A 26,424-nucleotide genomic window follows, 5' to 3' on the forward strand; every position below is an offset into this window, starting at 1 on the left:
GTGATTAGTTTTTATCTGCATAATCCTTGTAACATTTGTTGATAGCGACTATAATTTCATATTCATTGGCATCGTCGATAAACTTGTCTGATAACTTGCAGTATTTCATAAAGTTATCAAGCTCCTGGTCTTTCAGTCCGGTTATTCTGCTAACGATCCCCTTATTATATTTTGAATTCAGATAACTTCTGTACTGGTCTTTCCTTTTCGCTTCATTAAATTTCTTTTCGATTTTTGCCCGTTTGCCTAATTTGTTTGCCAAAAATGAAATAGGGCTACCCACACCGGGTTGCACCGGTTTTTTCGGGCCGTAATAGTATCCGGGCACCTGTGTTTTGACCTGATTTTCCTCTTCCAGTTCCAACGCAAGAATAGCCTTTTTAAACGCACGTTCGTTTTTGTAGGCAAACACCTTAACAGACTCCAGTTCCACAAGGGATTTACTTAATGAAATAATGACTTTGTCCTGCATATTTTCTTTCATGCTATCATCCAAAACGAAAAAATGCTGATTGTATCCTACATAGGAAAATGTGAGTGTATCAGTTTCCGAAAGTTTGATGAAAAAATTTCCGTCGATGTCGCTTACAGTGCCTTTGCGTTGGTTTTTATTCAGGATATGAACGCCGGGCAATGCCTCCTGACTTTCTTTATCGATAATTTTGCCTGCCAGTACATGTTCTATGGCTTTATATGACTGTTGTGCCAACAGTTTATCACTGGCGGCCAGCAACACGATAATTATAGCTATGCACCTTATACCTTTCAAAACATAGATTGATTAAACAGTATTTGGTAACGAACAAACATCGCTCCAATTTTTTATGTCTTAAAGTAGAAATTACAAAGACATCTACAAATCTAGGATAAATAATTTTTTTGTGACCAAATGACGGAAATATTTCCATCTTACCCACTTTTTTTACAAAAAAAATTAGTAATATTTATATCGGGTGTCATGTCATTGTTTTTTTATCATTAATCAATAATTATATTTAAGAAGAAGAAAAGGAAATTAACTGATGGTATATGTCAAATCCAAAGCTGAAAGGTATTTGCAGGTTAAGTGTTATTCCTGTGAAAGCTGAAGCCTCTGATAAAAGTGAAATGGTCACCCAGCTTTTGTTTGGAGATCACTATGAGGTTTTGGAGGAGAGCAATGACCATAACTGGTACAAGATTAAGATACACTATGATGGCTATGAAGGGTGGATTAGCAGCCAGCAATTGGTAGAGATTTCCGAGGGTTTTTACCGGGAATTAAATCATTCCGATTATAAAATTGCAGTAGACCTGACCTCACCCCTAACTTTTCAGGGGAAAAAAATAAATGTAATCATCGGCAGTATTTTACCGTTTTCTTCACAGGAACTTTTTGACGTTGAAACGCAAATGGCTTTTAATGGTGCCTCGGGTAGTGCAGGACAAAAGCGGGGATATGCGTATTTGGAGCAAATTGCTTTTCGATACTTAAATGCACCTTATTTATGGGGAGGGAAGACACCTTTTGGCATTGATTGTTCAGGCTTCACACAACAGGTTTTCCGAATTTGTGGCTATCATTTAAGAAGGGATGCCTGGCAGCAGGCGGGACAAGGTATGGCAGTTAGTGATGCCGGTGGCGCCTTGCCCGGTGACCTGGCGTTTTTTGCCAAAAAGGATAAAAGGATACACCATGTGGGTATAATTCTCCCTGAAAATAAGATTATCCATGCCTCAGGGTATGTAAGGGTGGACCTGTTGGACGGGGAAGGAATATTTAATAATGATTTGAACCGATATACACATAAGTTGTTTTCTATTAAGAGAATCTTAAAAAATGAAGTATGAATGACAGAGTGTTAGTTTTAAACCAGGATTTTTCTCCTATGGCTGTTTGCACGGTGCAGCGTGCCTTCATCCTGGTTTATATGAACAAAGCTGAGTTAATCAAAAAGGTGGGTAACAAATCCATAAGAACAGTTACCAGTACATTTCCTATGCCGGCTGTTGTTAAATTAAACCGGTATATTCATATTCCTTACAAAAGTGTGGTGCTTTCCAGGATTAATATATTCAAAAGGGATAATTTCAGGTGTCAGTATTGTGGTGCCAGTGATAACTTAACCCTCGATCATGTTCTTCCAAGATCAAAAGGAGGAGCCACCAACTGGAAAAACCTGATTACGGCATGCAAAAACTGTAACGCTAAAAAAGGTGATAACACTCCGGAGTCGGCGGGGATGTTGCTGGAGAATAAACCCTATAAGCCATCTTACATTATTTTTTTAAGAGATTTTTCAGGTTTCACTAAAGAAGAATGGCGGCCTTTCCTTATGCAGAAAAATAAAGTGAGTATATGATAGCTGTAAAAAACTTATCCTTTAAGTTACTTTTTACTTTTCTTTTTTTGTGGTCATTTTTGGTTAACAAAAAGTTTATGCCAACGAAAAAAGAGGCGTGGTAGATGACCTCGTCATGTTTGGCGAAGGTGATCATAGGGATTATCTTCACAGAGCTTTTAGGCCACATGGATGCCAAAAAAATACGCAGGATTTGCCGGAAGATTGAAATGGATGAAATTTAGCCTTATTCATAGGCATGTTGAACAAAAAGGTAAAATTACTCGTTTAAAAAAGTAAATTTACCTATTATTGTATTATGACCAATGAAGCAAAAATGTTGGCCCTTATTCCGGCTAAGATCAACACCAATCAGGTGCTCAATCTTGTTAATAGTGGGAATATTAATTCTACCATTCTGCTAATTCTTAAATCACTTACACACTTTAGCGATGAAGTGATTTCAAGTTGGTTGAATATAAACGTAAAAACCTACCGTAGCTACAAGAGTACGAGGTCAGAAATTAAAGAAGATATTCAGGAGCATACGGTCATGTTGGTGGCCTTGATGAAACACGGGATAGAAGTTTTTAATTCCAGCGATGAATTTAGCAAATGGCTGGAAACTGAAAATTATTATCTTGACAAGAAAAAACCCATTGAATATTTAAACACGATTAGCGGGATCAAATTCATAGATAACCTCCTCACAGGTATGGAATATGGAGATAATGCCTAGGTATGGAGGTTTTCAGGATTTCCAGGGCTAGATATGCTCGTAAAATTACTTCCTCCGGCGCGGCCAACCGGTGGAATTTCGAAAATGAATATGTGGTATACACGGCTGAATCAAGGTCTCTCTCTACACTCGAACTGGTAGTACGCCGGGCTGCTATCCAACCAAATTTTCCCTATAAAATCATGGTTATCTCCATTGCTGATGATGAAGACCTTTTTACCCAAATACCTATTAAAAAATTACCTGAAAATTGGAGATTCATTAACGCCTACCCTGCTCTTCAACAAATTGGTAGTAATTGGTATTCAAGTGGTCAATCTTTAATATTAAAGGTACCTTCTGCCATAATCACCCAGGAATACAATTATTTAATTAATACACGACATACAGACTATAAGAGGAATGTAAAACTGGTTAGACAGGAAGCTTATTTTTGGGACGGCAGGCTGGTTTCCGATTAGGATTTCACATCCATCAGATATCATCCAAAGCACCATCCAATTCCTTTTCCGTTGTTTTTAGCTTTTCTTTGCACTTTTTTACAAGTGTCGATGCTTCTTTGACCAATTGAGACAGCTCATCTACTTCCGGTTCATCATTTTCAATTTTGTGAACAATTTCTTCCAGCCGCTCCAGGGCTTTTTTATAGATAAGTTTTTTTTCAGCCATTAGTTGATTTTTATGTGTTGTATTTTGCTTTTTATTGTTTTTTTTCTCGATTTGGTAACCATAACCATGTCTTTGCCGATATTTTCTATGCTGTCGGGCGGCTTACCGTCTATTGTCGTGATCGTATAACCCCGTTTTAAAACTTCCTGAGGGTCGAGTAACTGTACCGACTTTTCTAAAAAAAATATTTTGTTTAAATGGTTTTGCAATATAACAAAAGGTTTGGATTTAATCTGGTTTGTAAGGTTGGTTAGCCGGATTCTATGTTGGCTGACTATTGATTTACTCAACAATTTCAGACTATGCCCAAGGCGATCCAGTTCACTTTCTTTTTCTGCTAAAAACCGCTTTGAAAGGTGTTTAAGCTGGTTTTGCAGGTGATCCAACAAGCTGTTTTGATGATTGAGAAAGTTATGGGTATGATGCCAGGCTTTTGTATAAAGCGCGTCTATTTTTTCTTCAAATTGTTTCAAACCGCTTATTAGAAAGGCAGCCACTGCAGTGGGTGTTTTCATTTTGGTATGGGCTACCAGATCGGTTATGGTTTCATCCCTTTCGTGGCCAATACCGGTAATAACCGGTAAAGGAAACTGGGCCACATGAGCGGCAAGGTCGTAGGAATCGAAGCAATCCAGGTCGACTTTCGCACCACCTCCCCGGATAATTACCAATACATCGAAATCTTCAATTTCGTTATGAACCCGGTGCATAGCCTCGATAATGGAATTTATCGCCTCGTCGCCTTGCATCATAGCCTGAAACAGCTTTACTTCAAACCGGAAGTTTTCTTTGTTGTTTTCTAACTGATCCATAAAATCACCCAAACCTGCTGCGGTCGGCGAACTAATTACAGCAATGTGTTGCGGGGCCACAGGCAAAAGCAATTCCTTGTTCATGGTAAATACCCCCTCTGATTGCAATTGCCTGATTACTTCCTGCTTTTTCCGCGCTCTTTCACCCAATGTGAAATTTGGGTCGATATCTTTCACGGTAAGGCTTAAGCCATATAATTCGTGAAAATTGACAGTGACATTGGCCAGAATTTTGATACCCGGGTGCAGGGTTTGATGGGTTATCGATTCGAACCAGCCGCTCAGATTACGGTAGGTATAGGACCAGATGTTGGCCCTGATTTTGGCTCTGATTGTATCTTCCTCCTTTTCCACCAATTCCATATAACAATGACCTTTTTGATTTAGCCTCAGCTCTCCAATCTCCGCCACGACCCAGTAACTTGGTTCCATGTTCAGATCCAGGGTTTGCCTGATAAGCTTATTGAGTTCAAATAATGAAAGTGGCTCCACTTGCAAACAAGTAAATGATTACAGCCTAAATTTATAGGATAAACTTAAGGAAATATAATCATTGGGAGATAATTCGAAAAGTTCGCCGGGAAGCTCCTCAGGAATGTTGTAGGTGTAGGTAAAAACAAAGTTCACCGGACCGATGCCAAGGCTTAATGGGAAAGAAAAACCATAGTTCATTTCATCATAGTACTTCATGTTAAACACCAAGCGTTGCTTATCGGGCAGCTTCAATAAGGCCTTTTGCAGTTTTTTCTAGACTTCACTCCCATCGATGTGCGGAGAATTGTCTATTTTAGAAGACAGCTCCTTTTCCACGTCCACCACGGATAAAAAGAATCTTTTTCTCTTTTTATTCAAAAATGTCAGACATTCATTGGTGGCAATTCTGTAAATCCAGGTATATAGTTGTGATGCTTCTTTAAATTTATCAAGATTTTTCCAAACCTTTATGAACACATCCTGGGTCAGGTCATCGGCATCATCATGATCAACAACCATTTTACGGATAAGCCAATAAACCTTTTCCTGATACTTTCTCACCAGCAAATTGAAAGCATAGTTCTTACTTTCTGCATTTTTAAATTTTATCAGTATCTCTTTATCTTCCACTAAAAAAGAAATTTCTAAATAGACTGGAAATTCGGTTGAGGGTTTAATCGGTGGAAAAATAATTAATAATATTTTTATTCTTTATTGTAATTTCAGGTCATTTCTATCCATGTAATCTTTGTGAAAAGCTTGAATATCAGAGGAAACCGGGTAAATTACATGGCTTAACACAAATTTTGTCAATATTTGGGAATTATGGCCTTGGAAGAAGATATAAAACAGGAAAAGTTTAAAAGCGAGCATAACAAGATGATTGTCAACCTGATGTTTACCAACAACTGGGTAGTGGCAAAGGAAATGGAGTTATTACGGCCTTACGGTCTGACGGTTTCGCAATATAATGTGTTGAGAATATTGCGGGGACAAAAGGGGAAGGCAGCAACTATTAATCTTATTATCAACAGAATGCTCGATCGCATGTCCAATGCTTCCAGGATCGTGGACCGGCTCGAGCACAAGGGACTGGTTACAAGAAAACCTTGTGAACATGACAGGAGGGCAGTGGATGTATTAATCACAGAAAAAGGCATGAAACTATTATCGGTTTTGGATAAAAAAATGGATAAATGGGAAAAAACTTTTGAAGTAATAAGCCCGGAAGAAGCCCAGGTGTTGAATGCCCTGTTAGATAAAATCAGGACTGCCCAATAAAAAAAGAAGAGCCGTATGGATCTTCTTTATATATCTGATCCTATTTATTACCGTAAATTACAGGTTCGGATGAATTATTCAAGTACTAAACGCCCGTGGATTGATTGATTCCGGTCATTGTTGGCTACTTGTAACTGATAAAAGTAAATGCCGGGTTTCACTTTATCTCCGACCTCATTGCTACCATCCCACTCGACTTCGTACAAACCGCCTTGGTATTTTCCTTTCATCAGTGTTTTTACATTTTGACCAAGATTGTTGTAGACACGCAGGTAAATATCGTGTGGTAGCGCGGCATTTGGAAGTGCTAAGGGTATTTTAGTGGTTTGGCTGAATGGGTTGGGGTAACCACCGCCCAGTACTACACCCGAGGGAATACTGGATTTCTTTAAAAATTCAGTGTTGCCATAGATAATTTTAATGTCATCGGCATTTCTGCTGTCTATCCAAATGCCTGAATTGGTCCGCATGTCCACCTGTACGCCATTGTTCGCATTGTGCAGTACCAGGTGTTTATCGGGATCGTCCAGATCAGGAATTTCCCATGAAAGGTATACATATTGGTCTGCCGATTCATTTTCTATTTCCAAATTCCAGATATGCTCGTTTTTAAGGGAAACAATGTCTTTGGCTATCAACCGGTCTTCAAATCGTGTACTATTAAACCGGATAGCCAGGTTAGAGAGGAAGCCAAAATCGGGTAAATGGGTTTCATCCAGTGGGTCTATACCATCGTTGGCCAGCTCATTCATGCCAAAACCGTTAATTTCATGTTCATAAAACCCATTGCCTATGGCCAATCCCACGTACCAACCATTTGAATTTTTTTCAGTACGGCCTGCCATTCTTCCATTAGGAATTTCTTCTTTGGCAATTGGTATTTTGAGGGTTATACTGTTATTGGCCTGTACAAATCCCCCTTGAAAGCTTTTGAGCACATCTGAAGATTTAAATCCTCCTTCAAAAACTTTTATGTCGCCACTAACGCCTGAAGGAAAGCCGTTTTTGGATAGCACATCAGACCATTGAAAGTCAAAATTATATGGATTACCAATTTGATTCCAACCCTCGTTCAGTGTTATTTCAAATAACTGGTCCTGATTTGCCTTGACCGTTCTCCCTTTGCCGGTAAATATTTTCTGTTCGTCTCTCACGATCAGCCAGTAACCCCGGCCTATTTCCATTTGCTTCGGGCTTTCCACACCTTCTCCGTACTCGCTGAACGCACCATTTTCATAGGTAAAAAGCCGCCATCTTGTTTTGTCATAAGGGCCGAGGTCATCTTCAAAAATATCTTTGATATCATTTTTGCTTAGATCGAGAGGAATCGCAACCATTTGATAATCAATTTGATTCTTTCCGTAACTCAGACCGGGGAAAGGAAGTCCATCGCCGGAATATTCTATATGGGTAAATCCGGTTTCACTTACGGCTTTGAGGCCTACATCATCAAAAACCTCAAAATAATACTCCAGGCCCAGTTCGTCAAAAATGGCTCCGGGAATTGATACCTGGTAGTAGCCATCTTTCAGATTAACAATCGTGGAATCCCAGATGGTGCTTCTTATCCCTTTGTACTTAAAAATAACATTGGCTATTTCAACATCATCCTCGGCCTGCACTTTAATAATGGTATTATCCAAGCCTTCAACCCTGTATTCAGGAAAGTCTGTGCCTGTTATAACTGGTGGAAGATCGGATAAGATAGTTATCTCATGTGCAGCGGCATTGTTACGTTCATTGTTCTCCCATACCACATCTTCGGCGTCGGCCCAGGCAATAATGTAGTATATACCCTCTTCAAACACTTCGGGAATGTCCAGAAAATGTTCAGCGTTGACCTGTTCACCCACCGCCAGTCCGGGTATTTCCGCTACCGGTTCAAAAATCAGATCGCCTTCACTAACCAGGCTGTCTGAAGAAAGATAGAATTTCATAACACTTGGATCGGCACTTTCCACACCCATGTTGATGATTGTAGCGGTGATTGATACGGTTTGACCAAAAGCAACAAGGCCAGGATCTATCCCCACGTCTGTAATGTTTAAATCAGGCAGATTTTGGATAGTGATGTTGATGGTGGCAATGTTGTTGTCCTCATTTTTTTCGATAAGGTCATTTTCACTATCTGCTCTGAAAACCAAAAAATAATTACCATCCTCAGTGACGGTTGGTATCGTCAGATTTTCTTGAATACTACGCGTTTCACCGGCACCGACAGCGGCTATGGTGGTTGCTCCAATGACCTGCTCTTCGCCGAAAGTCTGCTGATCCCTGGCCAGATAATACTTTATTTGATGGGTTTTTGCTTCAATCTCTCCGGAGTTGATAAGGTCAAAGGATACATTAAAATTTTGTCCCTTTGAAAGCACTGTTTGACCGGCATTCTGGTTTTCAATGCTCAGGTCCGGAAGACAGATGTTGAACGCCTGATTTTTGGCGTTATTGTTTTCTTTTGCCTCTTCGATCTCATTGTTATGATCTATTTTAAAAATGATGTAATATGGTCCAATCCCCTGTTCCTGCTCTAAAGTTACATCAACGGCAACGGGGACGGTCTCATCTTTGTCAAGTACGGGCACTGGGGCATCGGCAAGCAATATGTCTGCATCGTTAATTTCTTTGTCACCAACCGAGAAAAAAATAGATAATGTTGATCCGGGAGCCTGTTTTGATCCCTGGTTTTTTACATCGCAGGTAACCTGAAATGACTCACCTAAGCAAACCAATTCAGGGACTACCTGGTTTTGAATAACAAAATCAGGAAGAGCCCTATCCACAATCACCTTAAAGTCCCTCGTTATTATGTTGATGTTGTTAGGTGGGTTGTGAGGCCCACTGTCTTCAACAGTTACGGTAATTGTTGCCGAACCGAAAGTTCCACCCACAGGGGTATAACTTAAGGAACCGGTTTTACCCGGGGAGTTGTAATTAATTGAAGGATTAGGAATAAGGCCTTTATTATCAGAAGTCGCCGTCACTGTCAAGGATTGTGATTCGTTACCCCCTGCGGTAATTCCGCTGAGATCAATGGTTTGTTTGCCTGAGTTTTCCAATATCGGATCAGGGTCTGCGATGGTATCGAGGGTGGGGGGGAACTGGAAAGTGACGTCGGAATCTTTATTGGAAAAATCACTGTTACCGTATTCATTTAAGCCTCTTACCCGGTAATGATAACGGGTATTTGAATTTAGCCCATCATCAACATACTTCTTTTTATCCGCACCGATATTGGTTACAGAAGTGAAGTTGTCGTCGCTGTTTTCGGATCGCTCGATGCTGTATGCTTCAGTGTCATCAGAACCTTCATTCCAGGTTACCTCAATGGCGGTTTTAGACAAGGTGGAGGCATTCAAACCTGATGGTGGAGATGGAGGCCCGGGTGTGGTAGCATTGGCAATATTTGAATACCCGGAGTCCCTGTTATCAAAAAAAGTTGTATCCCTTGCTTTAACCCTGTAAAAATATTTTGTTTTTGGCGCTGCGAATTCATCGGTAAAAGTAGTATTATTCCTGGCAACGGTGGAAACTATGCTAAAGTAATTTTGGTTGATAACCGATCTTTCAACTACAAAAAGGTCTTCATTGAATGAATTGTCATTCCAGGTGAGAACGATCTCAGTATCCGATTCAGCGACTGCTTTCAGGTTGCCCGGAGCGGCAGGTATTTGAGCATACACTCCAAAACTCAGTGATAGTAGTAGAATTGCGGTTACAATCAGGGCTTTGGATGTCATTTTACTATTAGTTTTGTACAGTGTGTTTACTAGACGTTTATGAATAATTATCGGTTGCTTAAAACGTGCGTCATTTCACGTTTTAATTAATTTTTAATAAATTAACCTAAATCTCCTAAACAATAAAGTAATAAAGATCTTTTACGATCTATCGATCACAAAAACTAAAACAGAACTCCAAGCCCCTAACATAGTTGGATCGTTCCTTTAATTATAACAAAGATAATAAAATATTTAGCAATGAATAATAATATTTTTTCCAATTTAATTAATAGAATGAATGGTTGATGATGTAGTTGGAAAAAATCCGGGTACCAGCCGGCAGCTCAACGGAGTTTACCAGCATGATTACTTAACCATTGCAAGGAAAACAGGCGGGTCCATCCACACCATGGAGGATGATCTCGAAAGCCTGCAGGAGATAGAGAAAGGGAGCCATATATGGCTGAAATTAATGGGCTAAAATCCAGGAAGCCAGCGTAGGCGTCAATTCCTTTCGTGGCCAGGTCATTGGCGCATTTCACGTTTTTCAGTTCAGCTTGGATCAGGAACAAAATGAGCTCGACCTTTGGAGGCAGGTTGACTCATGGTGTGTTTTGTAACCCATTAATTCCTGATCGCAATCTTCAATTTCAAATTGCCTTATAACCCCTAAAACTGCGTTTTGGTAGCTTTGTAATTCTTCGATTCCCGATAAAGGAATCGCGATCTTTCATTGATTTTCTTTTTGATCGTATTCTATCATGATTTATGCAATTAGGTGTAATAAAAAAGTGAGTTGTGTTTTACAATTTCACAGGTTGTGTTTTAGCGGGCCCTGTTTAACGCACTAAAGTAGAGGAGAAATTTAATTGTATCCTACTACCGCAATGCGTAGTATTTTACGCTACTTTTGTTTTGGCATAGACGATTCAAAAGTTTTGTATCAACCCTGGGAATTGATATATTTATGCTATGGAAAATAACACAAAACCCCGCTCCAAACACATGGGAAGAAAGATTGGCCGCATGCGTGAACTGTTGGGTATCAGACAGGATGCGGTCGCCGACAAATTAGGTATCAGCCAGCAAACCGTCTCCAAAATTGAACGGAGTGAAAATGTCGATGATGAAATGCTGGCCAAGATGGCCAAAGCGCTGGGTATAAATGTAGAGGCCATTAAAAGCTTCGATGAGGAATCTATTGTTTACAATATTATTCAAAACAATTATGAGGGGGCAACGAATAATGATGGCCCCTACTATCATTGCACTTTTAATCCGATTGATAAGTTGATGGAGGTTGTTGAAGAAAACAAAAAATTGTATCAGGAGCTTTTGAAGGAAAAGGAGGCTGTTCTGAGGAGTGAAAAAGAGAAGGTGGCGATGTTGCAGAAGATGTTGGATGAAAGGAAGTAAAGTGATTTTTTAGTATTTTTTTGGGCTATGGGGATGATAAGTTTGGCCAGCGCTTAATTTCCCGTTGACTTTTGCAAATTTTTCAAATTGTGAATCCAATTTCTTTTTGGTAGTATAATCTTGACTTATCTGCTCAAATCAGTTTTGGAAATAATATGAAATCAAAGATTGTGGTTTTGGAATGTCTGTTACCACCCTCAATAAGCGGACATTGGTAACAACATCCGGCTTTTAGTAAGACTTTTTAACTAAATTTATTCGGTGGCTTTTTACTAGTATTGTTATCGATGCCATATAGGAATTGAAAGAATTATTCAACATAGCGTCTCATTACATTTAGGGGAAACCGATTTATAAGAGGTCATAAGCTCATTCCGTTCGCTTTTCTTTTTCCTTTCTCTTATTGACTACGATTTTTGAAACAATATAAATATAAAAACAACAGCTTCAAGTCAACCGATAAAAAACGACGCCCGAAAAATGTATCCGGAAAACCGGAGGTTGGCCAGTAATCACCCCGGTTGTAATTCCTCAGGCTCAAATCAAAAGATATTAATTAATTGTTATTTCATGAACTTAAAATAAACTTATTTTGGTTTAACTAATGATTCTGGTTCAACTTGATTAATCTGCGATGAAAAAGACCATGGTTCTCGGCGCCACCCCTAACCCAGCGCGTTATGCTTACAGGGCTGCCCATATGCTGGTAGAAAATAATTTTGAAATAGTCCCGGTGGGTATTAAAACCGGTGTGGTGGCCGGGGAGAAAATATTGGATTTGAAGTTAAAACCCGTCATGAATGATATTCACACAATCACCTTGTATATAGGGCCTGTCAACCAGCCCCAATGGTACGATTATATGTTGAGCATCAATCCGAGAAGGGTAATTTTTAACCCTGGTACGGAAAATCGTATTCTGGAAAATCTTGCTGATAATCAAGGTATTGAAGTATTAAGGGCCTGTACCCTTGTCATGTTAAGTGTGGGCAATTACTAATAATTTACGGTTGTTCCTTTTTTCCTGAATGTATCCATCAGCGTCTGAAACCTCGATGAATCGGTGCTTTTGGCCTCGATCGGGTTTTTTTGCAGGAATAATAATTTGAGCTTCTTCAACTCAGTAAGCTGATCCGGAATTTCAAAAATTTCATTTTCAGAAATATCCAAATCCTGCAAAGAGGTCAATGCTAATACAGGAAAGGGAAAATCTGTGAAATAATTATGGTTCAGGTGTAATACCTGCAATTTTTTTAAGTTAGACATACCATTGGGAATTTCGGTCAATTTGTTGTGATGCAGGTAAAGCCTGGTGAGATTTGGCAGTTCTCCCAACTCATCGGGCAACGTGTAGAGTTGGTTAAAAGACAGGTACAATACTTTTAGCTCCTTTAAATTCTTGATGGCAGGATCGATCCTATCAATTTGATTGTAATACAAATCGGCCTCTTTCAGGTTTTTTAATTTATAAAAGCCTTGTGGTAAGGAAGTTATCTGGTTCTTGTACAAAGAGAACATTTCCAGTTTCTCCAGATGTTTTATTTCCTCGGGGACGGTTTCGATATTATTTTTTGCCAGTTGCAACTCCCTGAGGTTTTTTAATGAAAAAAGATTTTGGCTAATGCTGGTGAGGTGGCAGTCATTAAGTCTTAACTTTTCAATATGCGATAGTTTTTTTAATGATTGGCCATCTATGTTCAACCCGCTGTTTTGACTTAACTTGATAATTTTTAAATTTTTATATCTTTTCAGTTGAGGTGGTATTCTGGTAAGGTTGTTTTTATCCAGATTGATTTCGCTGACTGATTTTAGCCTGGTGTAGCGCCCTGAAAACTTTTTTAACCCATTATCCTGCAAAAACAGCTCCTGGATATTGCGAAGTTTCCTGATCTTTATTTTACGGTCGTGAAGGTTATTCGATGCCAGGCTAAGGCTTTTAAGCTTTTGCAACCGGTTCAGTGCTTTTGGTAATTCCTTAATATTATTATGAGATAAATCAAGGGATTCCAGGTTGTAGTATTTGTAAATAAATTCCGGAATTTCAGTTAACCCTGCGTATGATAAGTCAAGGTGCGTTACGGTATCTTTTCTTTCGTTTAACCTGGCATTTTTCAACCATTTTTTTCCCGAAGCCATGGCCCTGCGTTTGGCAGCCGTCAATAATGAGTCCTTTTTATGGTTTTTGAAGTCAAACCGGCGAATTGAATTTTCCTGTTTCTCCTTCTCAGGTTCCTGGGTTTGGGAGTATGCCTGGTTGAATGCTATGAGAAGGGCCAAAAAAAAGATTTGTCGCATAATTATCTTATATAGTAGGATAAAACTAATTATTTAGTTGATTATTTCATAACAAAATGCAAGAAATAATTGCGGATGCGTTACCAGATATTCTAACGTTGTTTATGGGGTAAATAGTTTTATTGTTTAAACAAAAATCCTGTTGACGTGCTGTTTAAAAGTGACTGTACAATCTTGTATAGCCCCTTCAGGCAATTTGTTCCTTATTTAACGGCTATTAACATGTAAAAAAAGTTTAATTGTTGTATTTTTGGACGATTTTTGTAAAACATTATGAATGAAAGCAAAGAAAACAAGCCTGGCGGCTACTCAGCCGATAATATTCAAGTTTTAGAAGGTTTAGAGGCGGTTAGAAAAAGACCGGCCATGTACATTGGAGACGTAGGGTTTAAGGGATTGCATCACATGGTGTGGGAAGTCGTTGACAACTCAATTGATGAAGCGCTGGCAGGTTATTGTACTGAAATCAAAGTTCAAATCCGGGAAGACAACTCTATTCGCGTAGAGGATAATGGTCGGGGTATTCCCACCGATATTCACCCTAAAGAAAAGAAATCGGCCCTCGAAGTGGTCATGACCGTTTTGCATGCGGGAGGTAAGTTTGACAAAGATACCTACAAGGTATCCGGAGGATTGCACGGTGTCGGTGTTTCCTGTGTAAATGCACTTTCCGATCCTATGGAGGTGACGGTTCATAGAAACGGTAAAATCCACAAGCAAAGTTATAAGAAGGGAATACCCGATCAAAGCGTAAAGGTTATGGGCGATACCGGTATTACCGGCACAATTGTCCATTTTAAACCCGATGCGGGGATTTTCACCGTATTGGAATATAAGTATGAAACTATTGCCAGCAGACTGAGGGAATTGGCTTATCTCAATGCAGGAATTCGCATTTTTTTGGAAGATTTAAGGGAACTGGATGAAGCCGGAGAACCCAAGTCGGATGAATTTTATTCCGAAGGTGGATTAAAGGAATTTGTTGAGTACCTGGATGGCTCAAGAGAAAAGCTAATCCCGGATCCGATTTATATTCAAAGTGAAAAAAGTGAGATACCGGTAGAAGTTGCGATGAATTACAACACTTCTTTTACCGAAAATGTGGTATCCTATGTCAATAACATTAACACCATAGAGGGAGGAACCCATGTGGCAGGCTTCCGGAGGGCTTTAACAAGAACTTTGAAGTCATACGCTGACCGCTCCGGCTTGCTGGAAAAAGTAAAAGTAGAAATCAGCGGTGATGATTTCCGGGAAGGATTGACAACCGTGATATCTGTAAAGGTGGCGGAGCCTCAGTTTGAAGGGCAAACCAAAACGAAACTTGGTAATTCCGAAGCTATGGGCGCTGTTGACACCGCAGTAGGGGAGATGTTGCAATACTACCTGGAAGAAAATCCCAAGCAGGCAAAATCTATCGTACAAAAGGTTATTTTGGCTGCCCAGGCAAGACATGCGGCACGAAAAGCCCGGGAAATGGTGCAACGCAAAAATGTGTTAACCGGTACAGGGCTGCCAGGCAAACTGGCCGATTGCTCAGACAAGGATCCTGGAGCCTGCGAGCTGTACCTTGTAGAGGGTGATTCTGCCGGGGGATCAGCCAAGCAGGGAAGGGACAGGCGATTTCAGGCGATTTTACCCTTGAGGGGTAAGATTTTGAATGTTGAAAAAGCCCAGGAACACAAGATTTATGATAATGATGAAATAAAAAATATTATTACAGCGTTAGGCGTAAGTTTTGGCACCGAAGAAGACGAAAAAGCTTTGAACACCGAAAAGCTGCGCTATCATAAAATCATTGTGATGACCGATGCGGATGTAGATGGTAGCCATATTCGTACCCTTATTCTGACTTTTTTCTATCGTTACATGCGTGAATTGATAGAACATGGCTTCTTGTACATCGCTTTGCCCCCCCTTTATCTTCTGAAAAAGGGCAAAGATCTGAGGTATTGCTGGAACGATGAGGACCGTGACCGTCTGATCAAGGAAATGGCCAAGGACGGAAAAGAAGAGTCGGTAGGAATACAGCGATACAAGGGACTTGGAGAAATGAATCCTGAACAGTTATGGGAAACAACGATGGATCCGGAAGGCAGAAGCTTAAAACTCGTGACCATAGAATCCGCTGCGGAGGCAGATCATTTGTTTTCTATGCTTATGGGTGACGAGGTGGCTCCAAGAAGGGAATTCATTGAAAAAAATGCCAAATACGCCAATATCGATACTTGATAAATACTGAAAATATTGCTATCATAAGGGTTCATGAAGATGAACCCTTTTTTCATCTGAAATATTTGTTGCCAAACCGGAATCAAGCCAATGACGACGACATTAAGCAAGGATAGGTTATCTGTATTAATTGAGGAGAGTGATTATATAAGCCGTGATTTAAGCTGGTTGAAATTTAATTACAGGGTACTGGATCAGGCCAAAAATGAGGAAAGAACCATCTTTGAACGATTGAAGTTTCTGGCTATTACCGCTTCCAATCTTGACGAATTTTTTATGATCAGGGTAGGAAGTTTATATAACTACCTTGACTATGGAAAGCAGCGGATTGATTACTCCGGGTTAAGGGAAATACCCTTCAGAAAAAAATTATTGCTGGAATCCCAGATTTTTTTCAAGGACCAGACCGACTATTACCTGGAGGCTGTCAAGCCGCTGTTTCGGCAAAACAACTTTGAAATAGTACCGCTCGATAGTATCCATCAAAAGGAAAGAGAGCGGGCGAATGACTATTTTAAAAAGTTTATATACCCCATGCTTACTCCGATGGTTTATGATGGATACCATACATTTCCGGTGTTGATGAATAAAGTACTGACCTTTGGGGTAGTCACCAAGGCGCTGAAAGGCAAAAAGGAAGGCAAAAAACTATCTTTTGTACAAATACCCCAAAACCTGCCGAGGTTTTTTGAAATCACCCGAAAGGATAAGATTATTTTTGTCCCTATCGAACAGATTATCGCCGATAATATTAGCAAGCTTTTCAGAAATGTAAGCATCATTGCATGGAATTTGTTCCGGATCACCAGAAACGGCGATTTTACCCTGGAAGAAAGCGACGATATCGAGGCTAACTTCATAGAGGAACTCCAAAGTAAACTACAGACACGAAAAACAGGAAGGGTAGTCAGGATTGAACTGATAGGCCGTGAAAACAAGTGGATCATGAAGACGTTAAAAGACCGGTGGGAACTGGATGATTTTAACATCTTCATCACCGACAATGAGAGCCTGCTGGATTTTACCGGTTTTTGGCAAATTGTCAATCATCCGGAGTTTGCAGATCAGCAACCCGAATTGACGCGACCGGTGCCCCCGCTGAGTTTTCCCTCTCAGAAACCGGATAATATATTCGATGCCCTGAAAAACCAGGATATTTTATTGCATATGCCGTACAACAGCATGGAACCTGTGTTAGAGTTATTGGAAAAGGCAGCCGACGATCCGGGGGTACTGGCGATCAAGTTGACCATTTACAGACTGGCCAAAGACTCGAGGGTAACTTCCGCTTTATTAAAAGCCGCGGAAAACGGGAAGCACGTTTCGGTGCTTTTTGAGGTAAAAGCCAGGTTTGATGAAGAAAACAACATGAAAGAGGCCAAAAAGCTGCAAAAGGCCGGCTGCTTTGTGATCTATGGAATCGGTAGTTATAAAACACATACGAAATTGCTGTTAATTGTGCGAAAAGAAGGTAAAAGGGTTACAAGATATGTGCACATGTCTAGCGGCAACTATAACGAAAACACATCCAGGTTATACACAGATTTAGGTTTGATGAGCACCAACGAGGTTTATGCGGAGGATATATCTGAATTTTTTAATGTAATCACCGGGCACTCCAGGCCTAACTACTACGAATACCTCATTACCGCACCGGGCGATATGAGAAACAAATTAATCGAGTTGATCCAAACCGAAGCCATGCATGCCAAAAGCGGTTTGAGCAGTGGTATCGTCTTAAAAATCAATTCCTTGCAGGACAAAGAAGTAATAGATGAATTGTATCTGGCTTCGGCTGACGGTGTGTCGATCAAACTGATTGTACGCGGAATATGCTGTCTCAGGCCGGGGCGTCAGGGGCTGAGTGATAACATTGAGGTGATCTCAATCGTGGGTGATTATCTCGAGCACTCAAGAATCTATTATTTCCACAACCTTGGAAATCCAAAGGTATACGGAGGAAGCGCTGACATTATGGTAAGAAGCTTTGACAGAAGGATCGAGTCGCTGTTTTTGATTGTTGATGAACTTTGCAAGCAGCAGGTTATCAATATATTGAATTACAATCTTAAAGATAATGTCAACACATACATTATGAACGAAGATGGAAATTACCGGGAAAAGGGGCATGAGGGTGAAGAACTATTTAACATCCATCACAGATTCTTTGACGTAACAATTGATGAAATCTGGGATGTGAGGCTTTTTGACTAAAATAAACAATCTTTATGCTTTTCATAGAGTGATTTGATGATTCCGTCTTTAAGACCTACGGCAGGAACTTTCATTTTTTTTGCCCCGGCCCATTTCATAACGGCCACATAAATCCGGGAAGCAGGTATGATGACATCTGCACGGTCAGGATTCAGCCTGAGTACGTTAATACGTTCATTGAGAGAATACCCCATGAGATAGTCATGGATTTGCTCAATTTTTTTTAGGGACAGGGTGTAACCGGATTTTTTTTCGGCCAGCTCAAAAATTTTATTGATGTTGCCGCCGGTGCCAATCGCTACGATATGCTGGAATTTTCCATTGATGTGATTGTTGACCCAATTTTTCATTTCCAGCCATGAATCGGGCTCTTCTTTGTTTTCAAGCTTTCTCACAGAGCCTATTTTAAATGAGTGGGAAGCGATCTTCAATCCATTTTGATAGAGATTCAGCTCGGTACTACCACCCCCCACGTCTATGTGAAGGTTTTGTTCATCATTGATAAACAGCGTTAATGAGTCGTTGATCATTTCTGCCTCCTTTTCACCATCGATAATTTCGATGTCGAGGTTTGTTTCCCTTTTCACCTTTTCAACGATTTCCAGGCCATTGGTTGATTCACGCATGGCTGAAGTAGCACAAATCATGTGATCTTTTACCTCGTAGAGATCAATAAGAAGCGAAAAGGCTTTCATCAACTTCAGAAATTTGACCTCACTTTTGGGACTTATGCGTTGTTGGGTAAATACATCATGCCCCAGGCGTAGCGGGAATCTGATATACTCCAACTTTTTAAAAGAAATCTCATCCTGATTATTCAGGACTGTAGAGATTTGAAATCTGATGGCATTTGAGCCAATATCGATTGCGGCCAGTTTCATGATATCAGGAATAGCTTGACAACTACTCGGCAAAAAAACAGAAAATATATGACGGTATAAATAAAAAAGTTCTCAATCATTTTGAGAACTTTAGCACGTCCGGAAGGATTCGAACCCTCAACCCCCGGAGCCGAAATCCGGTATTCTATCCAGTTGAACTACGGACGCTTGATCGTTTTAGACACCAGTTGATAAATAGCCTCTGGCGTAAGCCTGATACTGGCCCTGGCTAAAACCGAGACTGCAAAATTAAAATTATTACACCAATTAGCAATGAATTTTAAGGGTTAAGTGGGGTTGGTTATTCCTCATCAATTAAAAATTTTTATACCGGAAATATCTATGTTTTTCAAATAGGGTTCCAGTAGTTTGATGTCTTTAAATGACCGGATTTGATTGATTCCTACCGAATTGGGGCTGTACCAAAGCTCCACAAAAAAATCGTCTACACAGTAAAGATCAATAAGAAAATGTCGATTTTCCCGTATAGAAAGATAACGCCCTCTGGTCTTTACAAATTTTGCTTGTTGGTCAATGGTTAGCTTTTTAAATTTTTCCAAAATTTACAGTTATTAGTATGGGAATAGTTTCAAAAATAGGTTAAATATTGCTAAAACTTAATGATTATTAGCCAATTATTCAAGAATTGAATTAAATAAAAACTACTCCTAGCCATTCATATCCACATACTTTTTTTCCATGTATTTGAAAATGAAATATTTAGAAAGAAAATTTTATATGTGATTTTCTGACTGTTAATACACGGATTTCAGCAGATAATAAATCTATCTTTATTGGATGAAATATTTTTAGGTTAAGGTTTATCCTCCATGATTAATTAAATAATTCAGGGTACCCTGCCAGGTTGTCCGGAAATCTTAATAGGGGTTTAATGTGTGCATATGAAAATTAATTTTTTTTATAGTGAAGCAAATAAAGGGGGTATTTTGAGGGTTTTAACAGGATTTCTTATTTTCCTGATAAGCACGAATTTGGTGAATGCCCAATTTCGGCAGTCAGGGGGCAATACATTTACCTATGAGGAGATTTATGACACTCCTTATGAAATTCATAAGCTGTTTTTGATGATCCAGCCTTTGTACGGTGAGTTATTTGTTGCCAATGTTAATGTAGGATTTGGGCTTGAAGCACAATACTATTTGAAGGACAAACTGGATTTCAGGGCGCATGCCAGAAAAACTTACACTAAAAAATTTGATCATTCCCGTAATATCGCCGAGAAAAACAGCAATGTCGATAATCTCCCCAATGTCTATAACTACTATGAGCTGGGCGCCACTTATCACGTTGTGGATAAAGAAGAAGACACTGAAACCCGGATGGTCCTTTACTCCAAACGATACAAAGGGCGAAAATGGGTAGCCAAAGTCCCGGATCATGCTATTATTCCCTCGAAGGTAAGAAAAATCTATGGTGTAAGACTAGGTGCACTGGCCTATGATACTTCAACAGACCTGGACAGAGCCTTGGAGCAGCAGGAGGTAACACTGGTCGATGCCGCAGGAACCCCTATCGATGAAGAAGCGGTAATATTCGGCAACCTGAGTACCCAGGCCATTTATGTAGGAGGCTCTTCGGCCTGGATAAAGAACTTTGCTGTTAAGCCTGACAAAACTTACAGCGATCTCACCAATGATTTGATATTTACTACCTATCTCGATATCATCGTTGCCCCGTCTGTCAAGGTGGATGACGTGCGTTATAATAATAGAATTTATGACACCGATGTGCTGAAAACCAATATGCTGGGAATACGAGGGGGCATGGAAGGTAAGTTTAACCGTGATTTCAGTTGGGCATATGGCGCTGAAATCGGCTTCAGACCCGGGATAAGAAACCGCGGTTTTTACGCACTTTTCAAAATAAGCTTTCCGGTTATTGGTACGAGTCTTAATCATTCTAAGGAAGCCTTCGGGAAGTAGAGTGTGAGTGTGAGTGTGAGTGTGGGTGTGGGTGTGGGTGTGAGAGTGAGTTTGGGTGTGTGGGGGGCTTTTGTTTGGTAGGAGTCAAATATGGGTGGGAGGGGTATGTTGAGGTGGGTGTGGGTTTTTGGGGATGGAGTGGGGGATATTGGGGGTAAGGCAAAATTTTTTAATGGGGGATTAATTGGCTTTTTAGAGGGGGGCGTTTTATTTATTCTTTGTTTTTATTAAAAAAAGGATAAGCGTAAGACAGGCTTATTTCAACGGTTTGGTTTCTGGAAAATTCGGGTTCAGTGACTTGCTGTTTGTCAATAATGTTGCTTAAACCCAGGCTGAACTTACCCACCACCTGAAAGTTACCAATCGCCGTTTTCAGGCTGAAGCCGCCGCCACCGCCAAGACCGAAATCCCATTCGTTATCAGAGGCATTATCATAGACAAAAGGGATGTTTTCGGTCTGATTGTCAGGTATTTCGGGGCTTTCCGAATCGTACAGGTAACTTAAATAAGGTCCGGCTATGAGTAATGGCCTGAATTTCCTTTTTCCTATCAAAATGATGGTTTGGGCATATACGTTTAAATATTTTAATTCGGTTTTGTATTTAAAATTCTCAAGAACCTGTGTCCAGCCCTTATCGATCAGGTTAACTTCAAATTGTAATCCTGCGTGTTTATCCTGCAAAAATCTGAACATAAAACCGGTAATATCCCCCCGGGTTTGTTCCTGCACTATTTCGGTATCAAACGCAGGATCTACATCGTCAAACATCACCTGTGAGAGGCTTACCCCTCTTTTGATGCCTATATAAGTTTGAGCCTTACAGTGGGCGGAGAGCAAAAAGGCCGTAAGCGCTAGTATAATTGATAATTTTATCCTGATGTTCAGCATCCTTGAATGTTAAAAACTGCAAATTACATCCAATAATCGAATATTGCATGTACATGATGGCTAAATGCAATTTTCATGCAGAAAATGCCGGTAAAGGTCATTATTAAAAATTTACTATTTCCTGAATTGTCGGTCTCACACAATACCCAGGCTCGAAGCTCTTTGCTAACTTCAAGAAAATATAAATTTTTTATAACGTAAATTTACCTAAATTTACAAGTAAAAATACCTGAAATTGGTGTTTTATGATGAAATATTGATGCTTTAAATAATTGATTTCCAGTATTTTACATTAAATTAGGTGAGATTAATACAAATTTGAAGGGGAGCGTTTAGTTCTATCAGAGATGCAATTTAATTAAATTATTGAACAATATGTTTAACCATAAATTTAATTAAATATGGCATTTACAGGAAAAGAAGGTGGACCAGTTAACCTTGAAACTTTACAAAAAGCAGTCGACAAATACAAGGAAAAAAATCCTAAATCGACTAGTAGCCACTTTTTTGGAAAGGATTGTATCAATCAATTGCTAAATCAGCCCGGATCAGTTGGCATAAGGGTGTTGTACGGAGTTGATGAGAATGATGAACCTCAATTATTTTTAGTTTCAGTTGATGAAAATGAAAATAATCTAGTACCCGGATCGAATGCGGCAAGGGGTGGGGGAGAATTTTTAATAGTCGACCACTCAAAACCCTGTCCACCTTATTGCTGAGATGAAGATCTGTTAAATGTATGACAAACATTGGATGTTGATCTTATACAGCTCATTTTAACTGCTTCTTCATATTCGGCAATCTTACCTTTAGGCCTGGGTATTTTTAATTGGAAATACTTAAATTTTAATTTAAAAATACTCAGTGTCTATCTGTTTCTTTCAGCACTTATCGACATAACCACGCTCCAGTTAGCTAATAACCTGATTAACAACCTGCCTTTACTCTATGTATTTACGGTACTGGAGTTTACACTTTTTAGTTTGATTTATTACAATATATTCAGGCCATTGCGCCTGAAAAAGACTGTCATAGCAATGGCGGTATTATTTTTTTTAGTAGTGATTCTGAGTTTATATAATCAAGGAGCATCGACGTATGCTTCTATCCCCCGTACATTGGAATGTGCCCTGTTTACCTTTTATGCCATCACATATTTTTACCGGATTCTCAGTACAAGTTTTGTTGCGAGGGTGGAAAAGGATGCCATGTTTTGGTACAATGGAGGGATATTAGTTTATTTTGCGGGCTCATTGCTGTTTTTTAGCTTAAGTTCTTTTATATTGGAACATGCAAGTCTGGGGATGCAACGGAAGCTTTTTATAACTCCGGCTATTTTAAATATAGTCCAGAAATTGTTATTTACTATTGGGATATGGGTCAGCCAACGGAAGAAATAAACTTTTTGCTCCTTTTTTTAACCGGTACGCTGGGATTACTTTTTCTTGCCTCGACCCTGATCTTGTTTGTGTTTGTTAATCAAAAAAGAATGCTTTCACAGCGCAATAAGCTACAGGTTCTTAAATCATCCTACCAACAGGAAATGTTAAAGGCGGCCATAGATGCACAGGAAAAGGAGCGAAAAAGAATAGCCGAAGACCTGCATGATGAGGTGGGCGCCATGCTATCGCTGGCCAGACTGAACGCCAATCGTGCCTGTGACTACTCCAACAACGAAACCGGTCAGAAATTGACCCTCGACACAATTAAAATTATTGACGATACCATCAACAATGTCAGAAGAATTTCGAAAGACCTGTTACCTTCTACTTTAGAAGAATTTGGATTGATTCAGGCCATCGAAGAGCTGGTGACCAAGATTAATGCTTCTAATATTGTAGGGGTTAAGTTTGAATATCAGGGAGAATTTAATAATTTATATTCCGAGGTGGAATTGGCCTTGTATCGGGTTACGCAGGAGTTAGTAAACAATGCTATTAAGCATGCAGCCGCAGAAGAGATCGACATTTACTTGGAAAAGAATCAAGATCATCTTACCCTCAAAGTATCTGACAATGGATCGGGGTTTAAGGTGGAGGAAGTAAACAGGAAATCTACATTTGAAAGGGGGATTGGATTAAAAAATATTCATAGCAGGGTAAGCATGTTGGATGGGGAAATTAAATATTTGCCTAATCTTCCAAAAGGTACGGCAGCCATGGTAAAACTGGACCTGTCAACCAAAGTGTATAAATAACTCGTTACCGGCTAAAGAAATTTTAATACTATATGGGCATTATCAGGGTAATGATAGCTGACGATCATCGACTTTTTAGAACAGGGTTAGTGGCTGTGCTAAAAGAAATGAAAGGTATCAAGGTGATAAACGAGGCCGAAAATGGAAAGGAGTTGCTTGCAAAACTGATTCATGAGCGACCCGACGTCATTCTTATGGACATCAAAATGCCGGAAATGGATGGTATCGAGGCCACGGAAATTGTCATTGCCAAATACCCTGACATCAAGGTGATCATGCTCACTATGCATGACGATGAGCAATTCATTACCCATATGGTCGATTTAGGTGCGCATGGATACCTGCTTAAGAACTCTGATGTGAGGGAGTTGGAGTTGGCCATCAACAAAGTAATGCAGCAAGGGTATTATTTTAATGACAAAGTTGCGGAGGTATTGCTGACCAATTTGATTGGAAAAAAGTCAAAACTGATTATAAAGGAGAAGCATGAACTAAGTTTCAGCAAAAGGGAGCATGAAGTTTTGCAATTGATCTGTGAAGGATTTACCAATTCCGAAATCGCCGAAAAACTTTTTTTAAGTACCAGAACGGTAGAAGGTTATCGATACAAGCTATGTGATAAGGTGGGTGTGAAAAATACAGCAGGTTTGGTGAGATTTGCCATCAAAAATGGTCTGGTAGATTAATGGAAATGATAAAAATTATTTTTAAGTAAAAAATGCGTAGTTCTACGGTTTTTTCTCAAAATGATTTAAATTACCTTTACGAAATAAAATCAAAGGTCCCTTTCAAACAGCTAAGTGCTCGACAGCCCCAAAAATGTGAGTCGGGCACTTTTGTTTTGTTAAGATTAAGTTGAAAAAGCTACTAAATGGCAAAGCAAGCCGATTTAAAAACGGAGTTGCCCTATTTGCGGGTCCTGATTCTCTTAATCAGGAGATAGATCAACACCGTAATCACCACTGGGATTAAAAGAAGCACCGATACCGGAAGCGCTGTGGCCTGCTTGTTAAACAAGGTAGCCAGGGCCCTTGAAATGTTGACAAGTCCCAGAAAAGTGGTTACCATAACTACGCCAAGCAAAAGATAGTTGGAGACTGGTGGGTTGAGGTATCGATGAGGGATGATTTTAGCATCATTAACAATGATCACCAGGAAAACGCTGGCGACAGGTAGTAGTAAGCCGTTAATGGCCTGCGCCAATATTATCGCAGGAACGGGCCTGACCCCTGAAATTCCAAACAGAAATCCGACCGAAATAACAATCAGCCAGACACTGTTGTAAAACTTCCTGTTTTCCTGCCACCGGCTATCGTTTTTGTGAAACAGGCTTCTGGCGGTGATGGCCGCTGCCAACGGCGCTGTAACTGAGGAGGTAAATCCAGCCGAAAACAGTCCTATTGCGAGCAAATAACCACCCAGCGCCCCTGACTTATTTTCCATCATTGTTTTCAGGGATTCGAAGGAAAAAGCGCCATTGATGATTGTGCCTGCCAACAGAATGGCTACAGAGATTAATCCGCCCAAAATTATAGCTGCAATTATTCCAAATCGCATAGTTTTGACCTCCTGCCCCTTACTGATCCCCGATGCCAAAAAGAGATTGTAAGGTACAATTGTAGTACCTATCAAACCGATGATAATCCATTCCGATCCTGTTGGGATGGCCGGAAGAAAGGAGCTTTTGAATATAGCAGACCAGTCGAGGTTAGCTTTAAGAGCTATATAGATAAAAGCAAACCCCATCACTGCCACAACCACACCCAAAATATTCGAAATAATTCTGTAGTTTCCGAACCAAAGCAAAATGCCACCCAGCAAAGAGATAAGAGCGGTAACCACCTCGACATTAAAGTCGAACAATAGCTGTAGGCCTGCTATGGCACCCAAAATATTTCCTGCCTGATAGGCTATTCCTCCGATGAGTATCGACAAAAATATAAAGAGCCGGATCAGCAGGCTTTTCCTTTGATGATACCTTTCTGCGATGGCTTCTCCCAGGCTCAGTCCTGAGATGAGCGTAACCCGTGCAGCGGCTTCCTGCAAAATTGTGCAGGCGACGATTGAAAAGATCAGCGCCCATAAAAGTGAGTAACCATAGCTGGCTCCGGCGTTGGAGGCCGTTGTTACCGTACCGGGGCCGATGAAGGCGGCAGAAACAATAGACCAGAATAACATGCTGGAAAGCCGGGATTTCAGGGTGTTTCCTTGCTTCATAGATAACAGGGTTTTAAATCCCCTAAGTTAAACCAACACCTTTAAACCGGCAAGCAAGAAAAAAGCGGCCTTTGATATGAAGGCTGCCTCGTACGGTCAGGAATAGTTTGTATATTCTTACTTTA

Annotated in this window: 25 protein-coding genes, 1 tRNA gene and 1 pseudogene; 15 read left to right on the plus strand and 12 right to left on the minus strand. The window is 40.0% G+C overall.

Features of this window, described 5'->3' with window-relative positions:
* Positions 1-4: 4 nt before the first annotated feature.
* Positions 5-769, minus strand: a complete 765-nt coding sequence (locus AC04NP_RS06710) for a carboxypeptidase-like regulatory domain-containing protein (RefSeq protein WP_482858747.1) — start codon at positions 767-769, stop codon at positions 5-7.
* A gap of 260 nt (positions 770-1,029) precedes the next feature.
* On the opposite strand from AC04NP_RS06710, the gene AC04NP_RS06715 reads away from it, so the two are divergent.
* The 4 genes from AC04NP_RS06715 (at position 1,030) to AC04NP_RS06730 (ending at position 3,521) form a co-directional block, all read left to right on the plus strand.
* Positions 1,030-1,830: a C40 family peptidase gene (locus AC04NP_RS06715; protein ID WP_482858748.1), complete on the plus strand. Its 801-nt coding sequence runs from the start codon at positions 1,030-1,032 to the stop codon at positions 1,828-1,830.
* Positions 1,827-2,342 (plus strand): HNH endonuclease, encoded by a 516-nt coding sequence (locus AC04NP_RS06720; RefSeq protein ID WP_482858749.1) that lies wholly within the window; start codon positions 1,827-1,829, stop codon positions 2,340-2,342. Before AC04NP_RS06715 ends, AC04NP_RS06720 begins: the two co-directional genes overlap by 4 nt.
* Before the next feature lie 298 nt (positions 2,343-2,640).
* Positions 2,641-3,060, plus strand: a complete 420-nt coding sequence (locus AC04NP_RS06725; protein ID WP_482858750.1) for an antitoxin Xre/MbcA/ParS toxin-binding domain-containing protein — start codon at positions 2,641-2,643, stop codon at positions 3,058-3,060.
* A 2-nt stretch (positions 3,061-3,062) separates the two neighbouring features.
* Positions 3,063-3,521, plus strand: a complete 459-nt coding sequence (locus tag AC04NP_RS06730) for an RES family NAD+ phosphorylase (RefSeq protein ID WP_482858751.1) — start codon at positions 3,063-3,065, stop codon at positions 3,519-3,521.
* Positions 3,522-3,534: 13 nt separating this feature from the next.
* Here the strand turns inward: AC04NP_RS06730 and xseB are convergent, their stop codons facing one another.
* From xseB to AC04NP_RS06750, 4 genes and pseudogenes are all read right to left on the minus strand, one after another.
* Positions 3,535-3,729: an exodeoxyribonuclease VII small subunit gene (gene xseB, locus AC04NP_RS06735; RefSeq protein ID WP_482858752.1), complete on the minus strand. Its 195-nt coding sequence runs from the start codon at positions 3,727-3,729 to the stop codon at positions 3,535-3,537.
* Positions 3,729-5,033, minus strand: a complete 1,305-nt coding sequence (xseA, locus tag AC04NP_RS06740; RefSeq protein ID WP_482858753.1) for an exodeoxyribonuclease VII large subunit — start codon at positions 5,031-5,033, stop codon at positions 3,729-3,731. Before xseA ends, xseB begins: the two co-directional genes overlap by 1 nt.
* Before the next feature lie 18 nt (positions 5,034-5,051).
* Positions 5,052-5,231: a hypothetical protein gene (locus AC04NP_RS06745; protein ID WP_482858927.1), complete on the minus strand. Its 180-nt coding sequence runs from the start codon at positions 5,229-5,231 to the stop codon at positions 5,052-5,054.
* A pseudogene (locus AC04NP_RS06750) lies at positions 5,205-5,645 on the minus strand (RNA polymerase sigma factor); the annotation flags it as partial. The gene AC04NP_RS06745 and the pseudogene AC04NP_RS06750, both read right to left, overlap by 27 nt.
* A 195-nt stretch (positions 5,646-5,840) precedes the next feature.
* Between AC04NP_RS06750 and AC04NP_RS06755 the strand changes: the two are divergent.
* Positions 5,841-6,296: a MarR family winged helix-turn-helix transcriptional regulator gene (locus tag AC04NP_RS06755; protein ID WP_482858754.1), complete on the plus strand. Its 456-nt coding sequence runs from the start codon at positions 5,841-5,843 to the stop codon at positions 6,294-6,296.
* A gap of 74 nt (positions 6,297-6,370) precedes the next feature.
* Here AC04NP_RS06755 and AC04NP_RS06760 read toward each other — a convergent pair whose 3' ends face one another.
* Positions 6,371-10,033: a CARDB domain-containing protein gene (locus AC04NP_RS06760; protein WP_482858755.1), complete on the minus strand. Its 3,663-nt coding sequence runs from the start codon at positions 10,031-10,033 to the stop codon at positions 6,371-6,373.
* 280 nt (positions 10,034-10,313) lie between these two features.
* Between AC04NP_RS06760 and AC04NP_RS06765 the strand changes: the two genes are divergently transcribed.
* From AC04NP_RS06765 to AC04NP_RS06775, 3 genes are all read left to right on the plus strand, one after another.
* The gene (locus AC04NP_RS06765) at positions 10,314-10,496 is read left to right on the plus strand and encodes a hypothetical protein (protein ID WP_482858756.1); all 183 of its coding nucleotides are present in this window, start codon (positions 10,314-10,316) and stop codon (positions 10,494-10,496) included.
* Positions 10,497-10,987: 491 nt separating this feature from the next.
* The gene (locus tag AC04NP_RS06770) at positions 10,988-11,431 is read left to right on the plus strand and encodes a helix-turn-helix domain-containing protein (RefSeq protein ID WP_482858757.1); all 444 of its coding nucleotides are present in this window, start codon (positions 10,988-10,990) and stop codon (positions 11,429-11,431) included.
* 634 nt (positions 11,432-12,065) lie between these two features.
* Entirely contained in the window at positions 12,066-12,431 is a 366-nt protein-coding gene (locus AC04NP_RS06775; RefSeq protein WP_482858758.1) for a CoA-binding protein, read from the plus strand.
* Here the strand turns inward: AC04NP_RS06775 and AC04NP_RS06780 are convergent.
* Positions 12,428-13,726, minus strand: coding sequence for a leucine-rich repeat domain-containing protein (locus tag AC04NP_RS06780; protein WP_482858759.1), 1,299 nt, complete (start codon positions 13,724-13,726; stop codon positions 12,428-12,430). The two genes, AC04NP_RS06775 and AC04NP_RS06780, sit on opposite strands and share 4 nt — an antisense overlap.
* Positions 13,727-13,999: 273 nt before the next feature.
* Between AC04NP_RS06780 and gyrB the strand changes: the two genes are divergently transcribed.
* Positions 14,000-15,958 (plus strand): DNA topoisomerase (ATP-hydrolyzing) subunit B, encoded by a 1,959-nt coding sequence (gene gyrB / locus AC04NP_RS06785; protein ID WP_482858760.1) that lies wholly within the window; start codon positions 14,000-14,002, stop codon positions 15,956-15,958.
* A gap of 90 nt (positions 15,959-16,048) precedes the next feature.
* Complete coding sequence (gene ppk1, locus AC04NP_RS06790) at positions 16,049-18,172, plus strand: polyphosphate kinase 1 (RefSeq protein ID WP_482858761.1); 2,124 nt, start codon at positions 16,049-16,051, stop codon at positions 18,170-18,172.
* Here ppk1 and AC04NP_RS06795 read toward each other — a convergent pair.
* The 3 genes from AC04NP_RS06795 to AC04NP_RS06805 form a co-directional block, all read right to left on the minus strand.
* The gene (locus tag AC04NP_RS06795; RefSeq protein ID WP_482858762.1) at positions 18,169-19,053 is read right to left on the minus strand and encodes a Ppx/GppA phosphatase family protein; all 885 of its coding nucleotides are present in this window, start codon (positions 19,051-19,053) and stop codon (positions 18,169-18,171) included. The two genes, ppk1 and AC04NP_RS06795, sit on opposite strands and share 4 nt — an antisense overlap.
* Positions 19,054-19,147: 94 nt before the next feature.
* A tRNA-Arg gene (locus tag AC04NP_RS06800) sits at positions 19,148-19,221 on the minus strand.
* Between the two features lie 143 nt (positions 19,222-19,364).
* Complete coding sequence (locus AC04NP_RS06805) at positions 19,365-19,613, minus strand: hypothetical protein (protein WP_482858763.1); 249 nt, start codon at positions 19,611-19,613, stop codon at positions 19,365-19,367.
* Between the two features lie 342 nt (positions 19,614-19,955).
* Here AC04NP_RS06805 and AC04NP_RS06810 point away from each other — a divergent pair, with 342 nt between their 5' ends.
* Positions 19,956-20,996 (plus strand): hypothetical protein, encoded by a 1,041-nt coding sequence (locus AC04NP_RS06810; protein WP_482858764.1) that lies wholly within the window; start codon positions 19,956-19,958, stop codon positions 20,994-20,996.
* Between the two features lie 211 nt (positions 20,997-21,207).
* Here AC04NP_RS06810 and AC04NP_RS06815 read toward each other — a convergent pair whose 3' ends face one another.
* Complete coding sequence (locus AC04NP_RS06815; protein ID WP_482858765.1) at positions 21,208-21,885, minus strand: outer membrane beta-barrel protein; 678 nt, start codon at positions 21,883-21,885, stop codon at positions 21,208-21,210.
* Positions 21,886-22,286: 401 nt separating this feature from the next.
* On the opposite strand from AC04NP_RS06815, the gene AC04NP_RS06820 reads away from it, so the two are divergent.
* Genes AC04NP_RS06820 through AC04NP_RS06835 form a run of 4 tightly spaced genes read left to right on the plus strand, consistent with a single transcriptional unit; the run spans position 22,287 to position 24,768 of the window.
* Positions 22,287-22,604: a hypothetical protein gene (locus tag AC04NP_RS06820; protein ID WP_482858766.1), complete on the plus strand. Its 318-nt coding sequence runs from the start codon at positions 22,287-22,289 to the stop codon at positions 22,602-22,604.
* A gap of 30 nt (positions 22,605-22,634) precedes the next feature.
* Positions 22,635-23,285 (plus strand): hypothetical protein, encoded by a 651-nt coding sequence (locus AC04NP_RS06825; protein WP_482858767.1) that lies wholly within the window; start codon positions 22,635-22,637, stop codon positions 23,283-23,285.
* The gene (locus tag AC04NP_RS06830) at positions 23,261-24,082 is read left to right on the plus strand and encodes a sensor histidine kinase (RefSeq protein WP_482858768.1); all 822 of its coding nucleotides are present in this window, start codon (positions 23,261-23,263) and stop codon (positions 24,080-24,082) included. Before AC04NP_RS06825 ends, AC04NP_RS06830 begins: the two co-directional genes overlap by 25 nt.
* Positions 24,083-24,114: 32 nt before the next feature.
* Positions 24,115-24,768 (plus strand): response regulator transcription factor, encoded by a 654-nt coding sequence (locus AC04NP_RS06835; protein ID WP_482858769.1) that lies wholly within the window; start codon positions 24,115-24,117, stop codon positions 24,766-24,768.
* Positions 24,769-24,988: 220 nt separating this feature from the next.
* Here the strand turns inward: AC04NP_RS06835 and AC04NP_RS06840 are convergent, their stop codons facing one another.
* On the minus strand, positions 24,989-26,299 hold the full coding sequence (locus AC04NP_RS06840) for an Nramp family divalent metal transporter (RefSeq protein ID WP_482858770.1): 1,311 nt from the start codon (positions 26,297-26,299) through the stop codon (positions 24,989-24,991).
* Positions 26,300-26,424 lie beyond the last annotated feature (125 nt).

It is taken from the genome of Agaribacillus sp. DX54 (genome assembly GCF_056858335.1).